Here is a 13,604-nt window from a genome sequence, read left to right on the forward strand (position 1 = left end):
ACAAATCTGTCACAAACGACAGCGGCACTTAGCCGGCCTGGCGGCCCGCTGTAAAGCGCTAAAGCGACCGCGATGCGACTAACGCGTTGTGGTTCCGGTCCGATCGGCCTTGCTTAGCTCGACCGCCTGTTCTTGCGGCGTCAAAATCTCGGACAGCGACGGGTTCCTCGCCGGAGCGCGATTCAGGACCATCCGGAGACGCTGGCGAACCTGCGACGGCACGAAAGATGCGCGGTTGAGCGGCACCAGTGTCGTTCCACTGTAAACGAAGGCGCCGTTGGCCTCGACGACGATGTCGCCGGAGTGCAGCGTGGGGTCCGTGAGCGCGGTGCGCTCGAAAAATGCCGCCGAGGATTTCGGGTCATTGCAGGAGCAGTTGACAGACGCCTTGTCGCGGAAGGCGAAGGCTGTCTTGAGCGCCGTATAGCGTTCGCCCTTATAATTGCGCGCCGTCTCTATGCTCCCGCCGTCGTAGATCTCCATCGGCGCGGAAGGACAGGCGAATTCGCAGGATTGCTGCCGCGTGGCGCGGGTCGATTTTATCAAGGGGAAATAATAGCCGTCGCAGATGCGCACACAGTAGCCGCCCGTCGACGGCTCGCCCTGTCCCGGCCCCCCTTCGCCAGGCTTGGCGAAACGCAACTCGCCGACGGCGCCTTTATGGGCGCTCGCGCGGCGGCTCGGCGCCGAATCGCGTGGCGCGCGCGGCGGCGGCGCCGAAGGCCTGGCCGGCGTCGGGTCCGGACCGAAGAGAAAATCGAACAGGCCCTCGGCCTGCCCTTCCGCGGGCGCCAACAGAAACGCGACGGCGAGGCCCGCGGCGATCGCTGCAAATATTGGACGGATGCGCCGCATTTTTTCTGTTTCCGTTTTCTTTTCCCGCGTCGCGCTGGTGACCCCGGCAGGATTCGAACCTGCGACCCACTGCTTCGAAGGCAGTTGCTCTATCCAGCTGAGCTACGGAGCCCAAGCTACGCGAACGCAAGTTCCTACCAAAATATGTCGTTTCTGGCGACGCTCATAAGAATCGTCTCAATGGCGGACAAGCCTATATCAGACTTCGCCGTAAACTGTGCATTGGCTCACACGCGCTTTTGTAATAACGCCGAATGTTGGGAATTTCTCGACGGGCTGCGTCCGATGATTGTCGACGAAAAACGCGGCTGGCGACCCCGGCAGGATTCGAACCTGCGACCTACTGCTTAGAAGGCAGTTGCTCTATCCAGCTGAGCTACGGGGCCGTGAGGACGGCGACTCTCCTGTCAATGTGTCCAGAGACCGATGCGGCTGGTCTTGAAATTATCCGAATAGGAAGCTGTGCGCCGCGCCGCAAGGTTCTCCTTGGGCTCCTCGACGCGATAAGGAATGCCGTTGCGCTCTGCGTAGGCGATCGCCTCCTCCTTGGTGTCGAATCGCAGGCGCACCTGCTGCTTCATGTCGCCGGAGCTGGTCCAGCCCATCAGCGGGTCGATCGTGCGCGGCGATTCCGGATCGAAATCGAGCCGCCACGGTTTGACGGCTCCCGGACCTGATTGGGTGGCGCTCGGCGCCGGACGATAGATTCGGGCGGTCATTTCAACCTCACGATTTAGAAGGCGGGGAAAACCACCGCTGCGCCGGCTCGGCTTCCGCCCATCGGACGCCGACGCCAGCCGCTCGACGCTCTTCGTAATGGGCCGACAATTTTTTGCAACCTCATCTTCGCGGCCGGGGGAGAACTTTCCGGGTCGCGGGCTTTCCGGCTTTCAAATTCCTGTGCCCGCCTTGGCGCCCGCCAGCAGTCGCCTGTACCCAGTCAAGCATCGATGGCCGGGAAATCCGTGGACCACAGACAGGCGATCACGCTGGGGATAGCCGCGAAAAAACAGTCAATAACGGACTTTGCCGCAATCTGTCGATTTTGCAAAGACAGCGGGGTTCGCGTCGGGCGGTCTGGTCGGGGCAGCAGGATTCGAACCTGCGACCTGAAGTACCCAAAACTTCCGCGCTACCAGGCTGCGCTATACCCCGCCGGAGCCCGACGCCGCATGACGCGGCGTCCGCCTTCATCAACCTTCGCTACCACGCGGCGCCGCGCGTCACAAGAAGGCTCTGACCGACGTCGAGCATTCGGGATATGCGTCCGAGGCTTTCCTCCCGAACGCGGCGCGAACATGGAAGACCAGCAATTTCGGCGTCGCCAATTGCGCCGAACTGGCGCTAGCGGAAGGTCGAATGCTTCACCACATCGCCGGGCGCAACGCCGATCTTGCGCGCAACGCCGGCGTTGAGCTCAATCACCGCATAGGCGGGCGGCCCGGACGGGATCACCCGCTCCGACAAAGGCTCCGCGTCGGTTGCGACGCCGGTCACAACGCCCTTCCGCGAGACGAAGATCATGTCGAGAGGGATGTAAGTGTTTTTCATCCACATCGCCACGGGCTCCTCGATCTTGAAGTCGAAGAGCATGCCCTGATCCTGCGGCATCGAGCGACGAAACATCAGGCCGCGCGCGCGCTCTGTTGAGGTGCGCGCGACTTCGACCTTGAAATCATGCGCCCCGCTCGCGGTGACAATCTGAATGTGCTCGAGAGCGCCCTCGGCCCTGGCGCTGACGGACAGTGACAGCGCGAACGCAACGGAGAGGATGCGGAAAAGCAAGACAAGGAGCGGCGGCGTCGAACGGCTCGCTTTGACGGGCGTCTGAAGCAACATGGACACGCGCCTCCGCGACGCTTGCAGGATCAGTGCGACGGAACGCTCTTGGCTTCCAGCGGACGCACTTCGGCGGCCATCAGTCCTTTGGGGCCGTCTCCGTAGCGAACGAGCACGCTGTCGCCCGGCTTGAGTTCGGTCATGCCATAGCGGCGCACGGTCTCCATGTGCAGGAAAATATCTTCCGTGCCCTCGCCGCGCGTGAGAAAACCGAATCCCTTGACGCGGTTGAACCATTTGACGATGGCGATCTCATAGCCGCTCGTGGGCTTCACCTGAACATGGGTGCGACCGGCCGCGGATTGCGCCGGGTGCACCGCCGTCGTTTCATCCATGGCGATGACGCGAAACACCTGCATACCCTTCGCGCGCTTCTGCGCCTCGCAGACGACGCGGGCCCCCTCAAAGGCCGTCTGCAAGCCGCTGCGGCGCAGGATCGTCACGTGCAGAAGAATGTCGGGAGAGCCGTCGTCGGGAACAACGAAGCCGTAGCCTTTTGCAACGTCGAACCATTTGATGCGGCCGGCGATCTCTACAAGATCGAGACCGGCTTCATCCCCTTCTGCGGCGCCGGACGCGGAGCCCAAATCATCCTGAAAAGTCACTTTAGCTCCCAACTGACCAACTCCCCATGCTGATCCAGAGCGTTCGACCAGCGCGCGCATGCGTGCGAATTACGCAACTCTCGAATCGCCGCGCGGCTCCTGAATCACTTTGGTTAAGATACCATCAGCGGCGTCGCGTCCAACCGGCAATTTCGCCGAAACGGCGAATGGCTGTGGAAACGCAGAGGCCTTTTGACCCGCCCCGCTGCGGCGATTTTTCCGCACCGTTCAGGCTGTTTTTTCAAAAGGGTTTGAATTTTATGGCCCCGCCGATGTCACCATGCTAAGAGGCGGCGTATATGGAGCCGCTCGCTCCTCGCGGGACGCGGCGACAGCTTTACGCAAGTTTCGCGCCCGCGCGTGGTCGCCCCGCGACGCGGGGTTTGACAAAATCGCGCCGCGCGCGCAATCGAAACGGGCGCGGATCGGCGAACATTCGGACGAACCGCGACGCCTTTCAATGAAAAATCTGGAGTCGCCGCAATGACCGACCTGTCGACCGCGTCAACGAGCGTTTCGGCTGCGGATGGCGCCGACCGGCGCAAGTCGCCCTATGATCTCGCCGCGCGCGTCGCCGAACGCGAAGGCGAACGCTACGTCTTGCATTCCAAGCACCTGAACGAGATGTGGGTGCGAGTGCTCAAGACGATCGGCTATGATGTCGGTTTCACGCGCGGCCTGGGCCCATATCTGTGGGACCGCAAGGGCGACCGCTATCTCGATCTCCTTAGCGGCTGGGGCGTTTTCGCTGTCGGCCGAAATCATCCTGCGGTGCGCGACGCGCTGGTCAGCGTGCTCGACGGCGAAATGGCCAATCTGGTCCAGCTCGACGTCTCGGTTCTCGCCGGCATTCTCGCCGAAATGCTGCTAGAGCGCGCGCCCTGGCTCGAAAAGGTCTTCTTCGCCAATTCTGGCGCCGAGTCGATCGAGGCCGCGATCAAGTTCGCGCGCGCCGCGACGGGACGTCCCGGGATCGTGCATTGCGCCCATTCCTTCCACGGCCTGACCTATGGCTCGCTGTCGATGAACGGCGACGAGATCTTCAAGAAGGGTTTCGGGCCGCTTCTGCCGAATGCGCAGGAGATCCCCTTCGACGATCTCGAGGCGCTGGAGCGCGCCCTCGCCTCCCGCGAGGTCGCCGCCTTCTTCGTCGAGCCGATCCAGGGCAAGGGCGTCAACATCCCGAAGGACGATTATCTCATCGGCGCACAGGCGCTCTGCCGGAAATATGGAACGCTGTTCGTCGCCGATGAAATCCAGACCGGCATCGGCCGCACGGGGCGGTTCTTCGCCGTCGACCATTACGAGGGGCTCGAGCCCGACATGGTCGTGGTCGCCAAGGCGCTCTCCGGCGGGCATGTGCCGGTCGGGGCGGTGCTCACGCGCAAATGGGTGTTCGACAAGGTCTTCGACCGTATGGATCGCGCGGTCGTCCATGGCTCGACCTTCAGCAAGACCGATCTGGCCATGGCGGCCGGCATTGCGACTCTCGATGTGTTGAAGAACGAGCGCGTCGTGGAGAACGCGGCGGCGAAGGGCGAACGGCTCCTCGCGTCGTTCCGCAAGATGGCGGAGGGTTATGAGCTCGTCGCCGACGTTCGCGGCAAGGGGCTCATGATCGGCGTCGAATTCGGGCCGCCGAAGTCCTTCAAGCTGAAGGCGGCGTGGAATCTTGTCGAGACGGTTAATTCCGGCCTCTTCTGCCAGTTGATCTCGATCCCGCTGTTCCGCGACCACAAGGTGCTAACGCAGGTTGCCGGGCATGGAAATCACACCATCAAGTTGTTGCCGCCATTGACGATTTCGGACACCGATTGTGACTGGATCGAGTCGTCTTTCGACGCCGTGATCGCCGATGCGCACAATGCGCCCTCGGCCGTGTGGTCCCTTGGCAAGACCCTCGCGGGCCACGCGATCAAGGCCAGAATGAGCGGCTGAGGCCCGCCGCGCAGGATGACTCCAGCTTGGCTTTATAGACAGGAACGCTAATTGCCCTGAGTATCCGGGTCGCCGCGCGGGCGTCCCGAAATCGTACGGTTCGGCCCTCTCGCGCGGGCAACCGGTTCGATACGATACGAAAGGGCGTCAGTCATGCGTTTCATTGCGGGATTCCGGGCGGCCAGTCTGGCGGGCGCGACGGTCATGCTGCTTGCTGGGGGCGGCGCGTTTGCTCAGGGGTTCGGCGGCGGCGGCTTTCACGGCGGCGGGGCGCCGGCCGTGGGCGCGGGCGTTGGCGTCGGCGCCTATGGACCGGGACAAGGCCCCGTTGGCGCGCGCGGTTTCTACGGCGGCGGCTTCCGCGGCTATCAGCCGGTCGTCGGCTTCCTTGGCGGCTGGGGTTACGGCGGTTACGGCGGAGGCTACGACGGCGGCGACAGCTATGTCGCGCCGGGCGGCAACGCGGCCGTCTACAACTATTATTATCACGACGCCCGGCGCAATGACGGCGGCTTTTACGGCGGCGGCGGCGTATTCTACGCCGACGACGGCTATAGCCGTCTGCACGCCGTGCGCCGCCCGGCCGCGCGCCATCACGACGAATACGCTGACGATGCGCCGGAATACCTTCCCGCGCCAGTTTATCGTCCCTCGCAACACATCTTTTACCTGCCGACGAACTACCACCGCGGAGCCCGTAGGCATAACCGTCACATCACGCAATATTGAGCTAAAGCTTCACTGGCGCGGCGAGGCCGCAAGTAGGGGGTAAGTGTCATGAGTTTGGTTTGGAAAATCCGTTCTCTGGCCGTGGCTGGATTGGCCGTCGGCATTCTCACGGCGGGCGGCGCGTCGGCGCAGGGCTTCGGTTATGGCTACGGCCGCGGCGGATATGTGGGAGTCGGCGTGGGAGTCGGTTACGGCGGCTACGGCTATGGCGGCGGCGCCGTTGGTTATGACGAAGGCTATTACGGCGGCGGCGCAATCCAGGCGCTAGTCGGCGGTTATGGCGGCGGCCCCTATCGCCGTTCGGCCTATAGCGCGGCGGACGTTTATGTCGGCGGCGGCTATGGCCAGACCTATGAAAGCAGCTACGTCGTTCCGACGACCGTCTATCAGCCGGTGGTGCGCACGCATTATGTGCCGGTGACGACCTATCGCGCCTACAACACCGTGGGCTATCAGCCGGTTACGCAATATCGCGTGATGCGCAAGCGCTGCCACTGCGAGACGTTCTACTGATCCGAAGGCTGCGGCGGCTCCCGGGCGGCCGCAGCTTTTTTCGTCGGGTCAGCCAGCCTTGCCGCCATTGACCTCGCGCTCATAGTCCTCGACCATCGCGCGCGAAACGTCACCCGGCGTAAATTTGTGCGGACCGATCTCCGCCACCGGCGTCACTTCCGCGCCCGTGCCGCAGATGAAACATTCCGAGAAATCGCTCAATTCGTCGGGCATGATGCGACGCTCGACAACCTCGATCCCGCGCCGGTTCGCGAGCTCGACCACCGTCCGCCGCGTAATGCCATCGAGGAAACAATCGGCGATCGGCGTATGCAGCGCCCCGTCCTTCACGAAGAAGATGTTGGCCCCGGTGCATTCCGCCACCCGGCCCTGCCAGTCGTACATCAGCGCGTCGGCGTAGCCGCGTCGTTCGGCGCGATGTTTCGAGATGGTGCAGATCATGTAGAGGCCGGCGGCCTTCGCCATCGACGGCGCCGTTCGCGGATCCGGCCGGCAGTAGTCCGCGATGTCGAGCTTGATGCCCTTCATCTTCGTCGAAATGTCGAACATGCTCGGCCAGTCCCAGACCGCAATGGCGACATTGATCGTCGAATTCTGCGCCGCGACCGCCATCATCTCGCTGCCGCGCCAGGCGACGGGGCGAACATAGCAGTTTTTCAGCCCATTGGCCTTGACGGTCGCGTCCTTGGCCGCGTCCAATTCCTCGACGCTGTAGGGAATCTCGAAATCGAGCACCTGGGCGGAACGCTTGAAGCGCTCCGAATGTTCGCGAGACTTGAAGATGACTCCGCCATAGGCGCGCTCGCCCTCGAACACGCAGGAGCCGTAGTGAAGGCCGTGCGAAAGCACATGCAGCTTGGCGTCGCGCCACGGGACAAGAGCGCCGTTGTGCCAGATGAATCCGTCGCGCTGATCGAAGGGCGGAAGCGACATTTCAAGCTCCGGGAAAGCGGCGTCCGTGAGGGCCGAGCGGCCGGCGCCGAACATGATCATGCACTAGCCATCGGCCAGAAATATGTCAATATAGCTGACGTATAAACGCGCTCGCATGCGCAGGGACATTGACGGGACCAGGCGGCGTTGAGCGAACTTCTCCAGCGAAAGACGGCAGCTTCACCGCCCGTCGCGGCGTCGCCCGTCCCTTCGCCTGACTGGCGCCGCGCCCCGACCGGCGACATGGCGCGCGACGACGACGCCGCCGTTCTCGATCTCGTCGAACTGTTCTTCTTCGCCTATCGCGATTTCGTCGGCGACGCCGACCGTCTGCTGGAAAATTACGGCTTTGGCCGCGCCCATCACCGCGTGCTGCATTTCGTCCTTCGCCGGCCCGGACTGACCATCGCCGCCCTGCTCGACATTCTGAAAATCACCAAGCAGAGCCTCAACCGCGTCCTGAAGCAGCTGCTCGACGCGGGCCTGGTCGAAGCGCGCGCCGGCGCGGTCGACCGTCGCCAGCGCCTGCTCTATCTCACTCCTCAGGGGGCGAAGCTCGCGCGCGAGCTGACGGCCTTGCAGTCGAAGCGATTCCGGCGCGTTCTGGACGATTTGCCGCCGTCGGCGCGCGGCGCGGCGGCGGAGTTTCTCTTCGCCATGATCGACTCCGAGGAACGTCTCCGCGTGCGCGATCACCTCGCCCGCGCGCGTCGCGGGAACGAGAGGAAATGAGAGCGCCATGAGCCTGTCGCCGCGCCTCCACGCGCCGCAAAAGCCTGCGCCGATGGAGTGCAAGGGCGCGCACATCCTCGTTGTCGACGACGACAAGCGAATTCGCACCCTGCTCTCCCGCTACCTCGCCAACGAAGGTTATCTGGTCAGCTCCGCCGCCAATGCGCAGGAGGCGAGCGAAAGGCTACGCGATCTCGCCTTCGATCTCATCGTCCTCGACGTGATGATGCCGGGAGAAAGCGGCAAGCAGTTCGCCGCAAGGCTGCGCGAGAGTGGCGAGCCGCAGGCCTCCGCGCCGATCCTGATGCTTACGGCTCTTGCCGAAACCGCCGACCGCGTAGAGGGGCTGGAGGCCGGGGTCGATGATTATCTCGCCAAGCCATTCGATCCGCGCGAACTGTCGCTGCGCATCGCCAGCATCCTGCGTCGGTCGCGGCGCCATGAGCCCTCCGACGGACTCGCACGGTTTGGCGCGTTCGTTTTCGATCCGGCGCGCGGCGAATTGCTGCGAGACGGCGAGCCGGTGAAACTGACGACGCGGGAGCGCGATCTCATGCGCGCGCTTGTCGAACATGCGGGCGCCATCGTTTCTCGCCAGACTCTCGCCCAACGCGCGTCGGAGCAGAATGCGTCGGAGCGCAGCGTCGACGTCGAGATCGCCCGCCTGCGCCGCAAGATCGAAACCGACCCCAATGCGCCGCGGCATCTGCAAACCGTGCGCGGCCATGGCTACCGGCTGCTCGTCGAGCCGCCGCACGCCAAACTTATGCAAAGCTAGAGACGTCTCTCATGACCGCCGTCATCAACGAAGTTCTCTCCGCCCCGCGCCAGCTCTGGCGCGGCTTCACGGACTGGCTGCACGCGCGCATGCCCAAGGGCCTTTACGCGCGCGCACTGCTGATCGTGATCCTGCCGGTGGTGCTGCTGCAGTCGGCCGTGGCCTATGTTTTCATGGAGAGGCACTGGGAGGTCGTGACTTACCGCCTGTCCGCCGGCGCGGCGCGCCAGGTGGCGACGATTGTCGATATTTACCGGACTTTCCCCGCAGACGCCGACCACAAGCAGCTTCAGCGAATCGCCGCCATGGACATGACCATGGAGCTGACGATTCTCCCCAAGGAGCCCCTGCCCGAACCGATCCGGAAGAAATCGCTCTTCTCGCTGCTCGACAAGGCGCTGACGAAGGAATTGTCGCGCCGCGTCACGCAACCCTTCTGGATCGACACTGGCGTGCCGGGCAATCTCTTCGAGGTTCGCGTCGCGATGGACGACGCAACGCTGCGGATACGCGCGTCCCGCAACCAGGCTTATGCCTCCAACTCCTATATTTTCTTCATGTGGATGGCGATCGCCTCCATCATCATCCTCGCCATCGCCACCTCCTTCCTGCGAAACCAGATCCGGCCGATCCTGCGGCTCGCGCGCGCGGCGGAGGAGTTCGGCAAGGGACGCGACGTGCAATTCAGCCCGCGCGGCGCGCGCGAGGTGCGTCAGGCGGGCGCGGCCTTTCTGGAAATGAAGCGGCGCGTGGAGCGCGCCATCGAACAGCGCACGACCATGCTCAACGGCGTCTCCCACGATCTGCGCACCATCATCACGCGCTTCAAGCTGTCGCTCGCGCTGATGGGCGAGTCGAGCGAAGCCGCCGAGATGCGCAAGGACGTCGACGAGATGGAGCGCATGGTCGAAGCCTATCTCGCCTTCGCGCGTGGCGACGGCGGCGAGCCCTCCACGCCGACGGACATCGGCGCAATTCTCGAGGAGCTGAAGGCCGACACCGAAAGGCGCGGCCTGACCGCCGCGACAACGACCGAAGGAGAGCCGTGGATCGTGGGCCGTTCAGCGGCGATCAAGCGGCTTCTCGCCAATCTCGTCGGCAACGCCCAGCGCTATGGCAAGCGCATCGAGCTTTCGGCAATCAACACGGGCGCGTCGATGGTGATCCATATCGACGACGACGGGCCCGGCATTCCCGTGGAACGGCGGGAGGACGCCTTCCGGCCATTCTACAGGCTCGACGAGTCGCGCAATCAGGACAATGGGAATTCAGGCCTCGGCCTCGCCATTGCGCGCGACATTGCGCGCTCTCATGGCGGCGACATTACGTTGGACCGCAGCCCGCTGGGCGGACTGCGGGCCACGGTGACACTGCCGCTCTGACCTTCAGGCGTGGGGGTGCGGAAAGTCGTCGTCGGCCGTCTGGCGGCTGCGGAGCCCGCCCATGTCGAAGAGCCGGGAGGCGAGGTCGCGCAACGGCTTCGTCATGCGCGAAAGCTCCTCGGCATGCTCGACATAGCGCTCGCCGCGAGCGATTTCCGTGTCCAGCGCGGAAAGACCGTCGGTGAAATCGCCCTTGAACCACGCGTCGAGCACGCGGTCCCAGGCGAAGGCCAGTCCCTGCAGCTTGAGCGCGCCGACGGGGCCGTCGCAATCGATGTCCGCGGCTTCGAGCATGAAGCGCATGGAGTTGACGGTCTCACGATTGAGGGCGGTCCGCATCAGCGGGTCGCGGGACGCCCAGCGGGCAATGCTCGCCAGGGCGTCGCGATAGGGCTCCAGCGCTTCGAGACGCCGGCGCAAAACGTCGTAAAGCCGGTCGCGGGCGGCGTCGGTCGACGGATGATCCGCGACCGCGTCGAGCACCTTCCGGTCGATGCGGCGGGAGAAACCGCCGAGGATCGCGCCCTTCGACGGGAAAAGGTCGCGCAGATCGGCGAGCGATAACCCCGCCTCATGCGCAATGTCCGTCAGGCTGACGTCGCCGAAGTCGCGGCGGGCCGCAAGGCTCAGCGTCGCGTCGACCACCCGGTCACGGGGATTGGTCATATCGATCTCCGAAAAAGCGTTACCGTTGACGACAGATTATCCGCCCGCCACAGACTTCAGCAACGCGATAGCTCGCCAATCGTCAACCGGAAAGTTCGCCGGCCCGGCTTTTTGCGGCCGCCACGGCGCGCGCCAGGAGCTGCGCAAGACCGTCGGAGGCCATCAGCACGTCCAGCGCGGCGGCGGTCGTTCCGCCCGGCGAGGTCACGCGCTGGCGCAGGGTCTCGGCGGTAGTGTCCTGCTGTTGATGCAGCAGCTCCCCCGCGCCCTCCACCGTCGCCCGAGCGAGCCGCGCCGCGAGATCGGCGGGAAGCCCGGCCTCGACGCCGGCGGCGGCGAGACACTCCACGAGATAGAACACATAGGCGGGGCCGGAGCCCGAGACGGCCGTCACCGCGTCGATCAGCGCCTCGCGCTCGACCCACTCGACCTGCCCCACGGCCGACAGCAGCACATGCGCCAGGACGCGCTGGGCTTCACTCGTCACCTCATTCGCGAACGCGCCGGTCATGCCACGGCCGATCGCCGCCGGCGTGTTGGGCATGGCGCGGACGACGGCCTTCGCGGCCGGCAGGCGCGCTGCAATGTCGGCGATCCGCTTGCCAGCGAGGATCGAAACGACCATGGAGCCGGCGCCGACGAACGGTGCCGCCGACGCCGCTCCCGCCTCGAGCAGCTGCGGCTTGACGGCCAATACGACCGCCTGCCGGGGTTCGTCAGCGCTCTCTCCTTCCGCCAGCCTGAAGCCTCTCACGGCGCAAAGATCGCGGAGACGCTGGGAAGGATTGGGCTCCACCACAACGACCTGGTCGCCAGCAAGACCTTGCGCGGCCCAGCCTTCGAGCATCGCAAGACCCATGTTGCCGGCGCCGATCAGGGCTATGGAGACGCCGCTCCAGTCAAACGGCGCGCTCACGCCTCGCCCTTCGTCTCGAAATTGGCGGTTTCGAGCGCCTCTCTTGCGGATTTGCCCGCCCAGAGCACAAACTGGAAGGCCTGATAGTAGCGCTCGCAGGCTGTGAGCGCATTGTCGAGCAAAGCCGCGCATTGCGTGGCGGAAGGCTGCGCGCCCCCGGTGAGAATAAGGCCATGACGGTGCATCGCCACGCCCTCCTGCGGCCAGAAATCAAAATGCCCGATCCACATTTGCTCATTGATCGCGCTGACGAGCGCCATCACCTCGGCGCGGCGACGTTCCGGCGCCTTCAGGTCGAAAGCGCAGCTGACATGCAGGGTTTCGAGATGCGGAAGCCAGGTGAAGGCGACATGATATTCGGTCCAGGCGCCCGCGACGGAAATGGAGATCTCGTCGTCGTCCTCGCGGTCGAAGGACCAGTCGTTGGTGGCGGCCAGTTGCTCCACAACATCCACCGGATGTTCGGCGCGCTCTGTTTCTTTTTCTGATGCGATCAGCATGAGCCAACCTTTTTCGGGTGTCAGCAGGACGCGGCGACAAATAAAACCAGACAGCGACGCATCACGAGACTTCGAATGAACGCCTTCCTTTCGAGCAGTGGATCCAGTGCAACGACTACAAGAGATCGAATCATCTCTTTCGTTCACTATACTCTAACTGCAAGAAACGCGTGACGGTTCATACGCGAAGCGACTGTCAAACTGCGCGCACACTGCTGGATTCGCCATGTGTCGTCTATGGGCGCGCCGCTGCCGTCCACAAAAAGACGCGGGCGCCGCCGTGAAAAAAGCTTTGGAGAAAAAGCGCTTTTTGTTACTGCCAAGCTCGACGTCGCGCACGGCCGCGCCGCCGGTCGATTCGTAAAAGAACCCCGCCCTGCTGCGACGTCAAGGCGGGATTCAATCGCTGCGGGAAAGTCTGTTTCTGTCGCCCTACGGCGCCATCACCACCGGCGCGCCGACGCTCACACGTCCGTAAAGATCGGCGACGTCTTCGTTCAGCATGCGGATGCAACCATAGGAGGCGGCCGTGCCGATCGACGCGCGCATCTTGCTCGTCGTGCCATGGATGGCGACCTCGCCGCGATCGAGCGTCAGGGCGGCCACACCCATCGGATTGCGGGGCGAGCCGCCCGGAATGAGATTCGGCAGTTCAGGGTGATCTGCCTTCACGGCCGCTGGCGGGGTCCAGTCGGGATTGACATATTTGCCGTCGACAGAAGTGACTCCCGACCATTCCTTGCCGCGCTTGGGAACGGCGACCGGATAGCTGATGGCGACGCCCGGACCCACGACATAAAAGAGCCGGCGCTGATGGGCGCTGATGACGATCGTCCCGGGCTGCACGTCCGGCGAGAAGGCGACCATGTTGCGCGCCGAAGCGGTTTGCGGAGCCGCCGCAATACCCAGCGCGACGACGGCGCCGAGGAGCAGGCTGTGGAGGCTGCGCCGTCCGATGCGACGCAGGACGCAGGAAAGGGTAAGCGAACTACGCATTGTATTTCACCTTGTGACTTTGCGCCGGGAAGGAAGCTTTCGATGTGATCATTCTATCTTTCGCCACGATCTTGTCGAAGTGTTCCTTGGCTCGCGGTTAGTGTTTAACGTTAAGATTTCTCAGGATGTTGCCGCTTTGCAACACCTGCTCTTTCTGAGATGTCGCCATAATTTGGCCGTCGCAGCTCCAAAATCCATGCGCTATCGCACTTGCCGGTTCAG

Annotated in this window: 15 protein-coding genes and 3 tRNA genes; 6 read left to right on the forward strand and 12 right to left on the reverse strand. The window is 63.8% G+C overall.

Annotation, left to right across the window (positions count from 1 at the left end):
* Nucleotides 1-78 precede the first annotated feature (78 nt).
* From LG047_RS01275 to LG047_RS01305, 7 genes are all read right to left on the reverse strand, one after another.
* A complete protein-coding gene (locus tag LG047_RS01275; protein ID WP_227964714.1) occupies nt 79-855 on the reverse strand; it encodes a DUF2865 domain-containing protein in 777 nt (258 codons plus the stop codon).
* A gap of 35 nt (nt 856-890) precedes the next feature.
* Nucleotides 891-967, reverse strand: a tRNA-Arg gene (locus tag LG047_RS01280).
* 197 nt (nt 968-1,164) lie between these two features.
* Nucleotides 1,165-1,241, reverse strand: a tRNA-Arg gene (locus LG047_RS01285).
* A gap of 21 nt (nt 1,242-1,262) precedes the next feature.
* Nucleotides 1,263-1,574 carry an ETC complex I subunit gene (locus LG047_RS01290; RefSeq protein ID WP_036281350.1) on the reverse strand — a complete coding sequence of 104 codons (312 nt, stop codon included), beginning with the start codon at nt 1,572-1,574 and terminating at the stop codon, nt 1,263-1,265.
* Nucleotides 1,575-1,933: 359 nt separating this feature from the next.
* Nucleotides 1,934-2,010 (reverse strand) — tRNA-Pro (locus LG047_RS01295).
* Between the two features lie 189 nt (nt 2,011-2,199).
* Nucleotides 2,200-2,694, reverse strand: a complete 495-nt coding sequence (locus tag LG047_RS01300) for a DUF192 domain-containing protein (RefSeq protein WP_227968393.1) — start codon at nt 2,692-2,694, stop codon at nt 2,200-2,202.
* A 29-nt stretch (nt 2,695-2,723) separates the two neighbouring features.
* Entirely contained in the window at nt 2,724-3,311 is a 588-nt protein-coding gene (locus tag LG047_RS01305) for a cold-shock protein (protein ID WP_051134044.1), read from the reverse strand.
* A gap of 471 nt (nt 3,312-3,782) precedes the next feature.
* Here LG047_RS01305 and LG047_RS01310 point away from each other — a divergent pair, with 471 nt between their 5' ends.
* From LG047_RS01310 to LG047_RS01320, 3 genes are all read left to right on the forward strand, one after another.
* Complete coding sequence (locus tag LG047_RS01310; protein ID WP_227964715.1) at nt 3,783-5,237, forward strand: aspartate aminotransferase family protein; 1,455 nt, start codon at nt 3,783-3,785, stop codon at nt 5,235-5,237.
* 153 nt (nt 5,238-5,390) lie between these two features.
* Nucleotides 5,391-5,966, forward strand: a complete 576-nt coding sequence (locus LG047_RS01315) for a hypothetical protein (RefSeq protein WP_051134045.1) — start codon at nt 5,391-5,393, stop codon at nt 5,964-5,966.
* 48 nt (nt 5,967-6,014) lie between these two features.
* Complete coding sequence (locus tag LG047_RS01320; protein ID WP_227964717.1) at nt 6,015-6,479, forward strand: hypothetical protein; 465 nt, start codon at nt 6,015-6,017, stop codon at nt 6,477-6,479.
* A 48-nt stretch (nt 6,480-6,527) separates the two neighbouring features.
* Here the strand turns inward: LG047_RS01320 and LG047_RS01325 are convergent, their stop codons facing one another.
* A complete protein-coding gene (locus LG047_RS01325) occupies nt 6,528-7,412 on the reverse strand; it encodes a branched-chain amino acid aminotransferase (protein ID WP_036287130.1) in 885 nt (294 codons plus the stop codon).
* Nucleotides 7,413-7,655: 243 nt separating this feature from the next.
* Between LG047_RS01325 and LG047_RS01330 the strand changes: the two genes are divergently transcribed.
* Genes LG047_RS01330 through LG047_RS01340 form a run of 3 tightly spaced genes read left to right on the forward strand, consistent with a single transcriptional unit; the run spans nt 7,656 to nt 10,304 of the window.
* Complete coding sequence (locus LG047_RS01330; protein ID WP_192815619.1) at nt 7,656-8,144, forward strand: MarR family winged helix-turn-helix transcriptional regulator; 489 nt, start codon at nt 7,656-7,658, stop codon at nt 8,142-8,144.
* Nucleotides 8,145-8,151: 7 nt separating this feature from the next.
* Nucleotides 8,152-8,922, forward strand: a complete 771-nt coding sequence (locus LG047_RS01335) for a response regulator (protein WP_370634963.1) — start codon at nt 8,152-8,154, stop codon at nt 8,920-8,922.
* A gap of 11 nt (nt 8,923-8,933) precedes the next feature.
* Entirely contained in the window at nt 8,934-10,304 is a 1,371-nt protein-coding gene (locus LG047_RS01340) for an ATP-binding protein (protein WP_227964720.1), read from the forward strand.
* Nucleotides 10,305-10,307: 3 nt separating this feature from the next.
* Here the strand turns inward: LG047_RS01340 and LG047_RS01345 are convergent, their stop codons facing one another.
* From LG047_RS01345 to LG047_RS01360, 4 genes are all read right to left on the reverse strand, one after another.
* On the reverse strand, nt 10,308-10,970 hold the full coding sequence (locus LG047_RS01345) for a TetR/AcrR family transcriptional regulator (RefSeq protein WP_227964729.1): 663 nt from the start codon (nt 10,968-10,970) through the stop codon (nt 10,308-10,310).
* An 82-nt stretch (nt 10,971-11,052) separates the two neighbouring features.
* Nucleotides 11,053-11,886 (reverse strand): pyrroline-5-carboxylate reductase, encoded by an 834-nt coding sequence (gene proC / locus LG047_RS01350; RefSeq protein WP_227964738.1) that lies wholly within the window; start codon nt 11,884-11,886, stop codon nt 11,053-11,055.
* Nucleotides 11,883-12,386 carry a YbjN domain-containing protein gene (locus LG047_RS01355; protein ID WP_227964741.1) on the reverse strand — a complete coding sequence of 168 codons (504 nt, stop codon included), beginning with the start codon at nt 12,384-12,386 and terminating at the stop codon, nt 11,883-11,885. The genes proC and LG047_RS01355 overlap by 4 nt, the downstream gene beginning before the upstream one ends.
* A 432-nt stretch (nt 12,387-12,818) precedes the next feature.
* Complete coding sequence (locus tag LG047_RS01360; RefSeq protein WP_051134046.1) at nt 12,819-13,382, reverse strand: L,D-transpeptidase; 564 nt, start codon at nt 13,380-13,382, stop codon at nt 12,819-12,821.
* Nucleotides 13,383-13,604: the final 222 nt, after the last annotated feature.

Source organism: Methylocystis sp. WRRC1, from assembly GCF_020733155.1.
Classification (GTDB): Bacteria; Pseudomonadota; Alphaproteobacteria; order Rhizobiales; family Beijerinckiaceae; genus Methylocystis.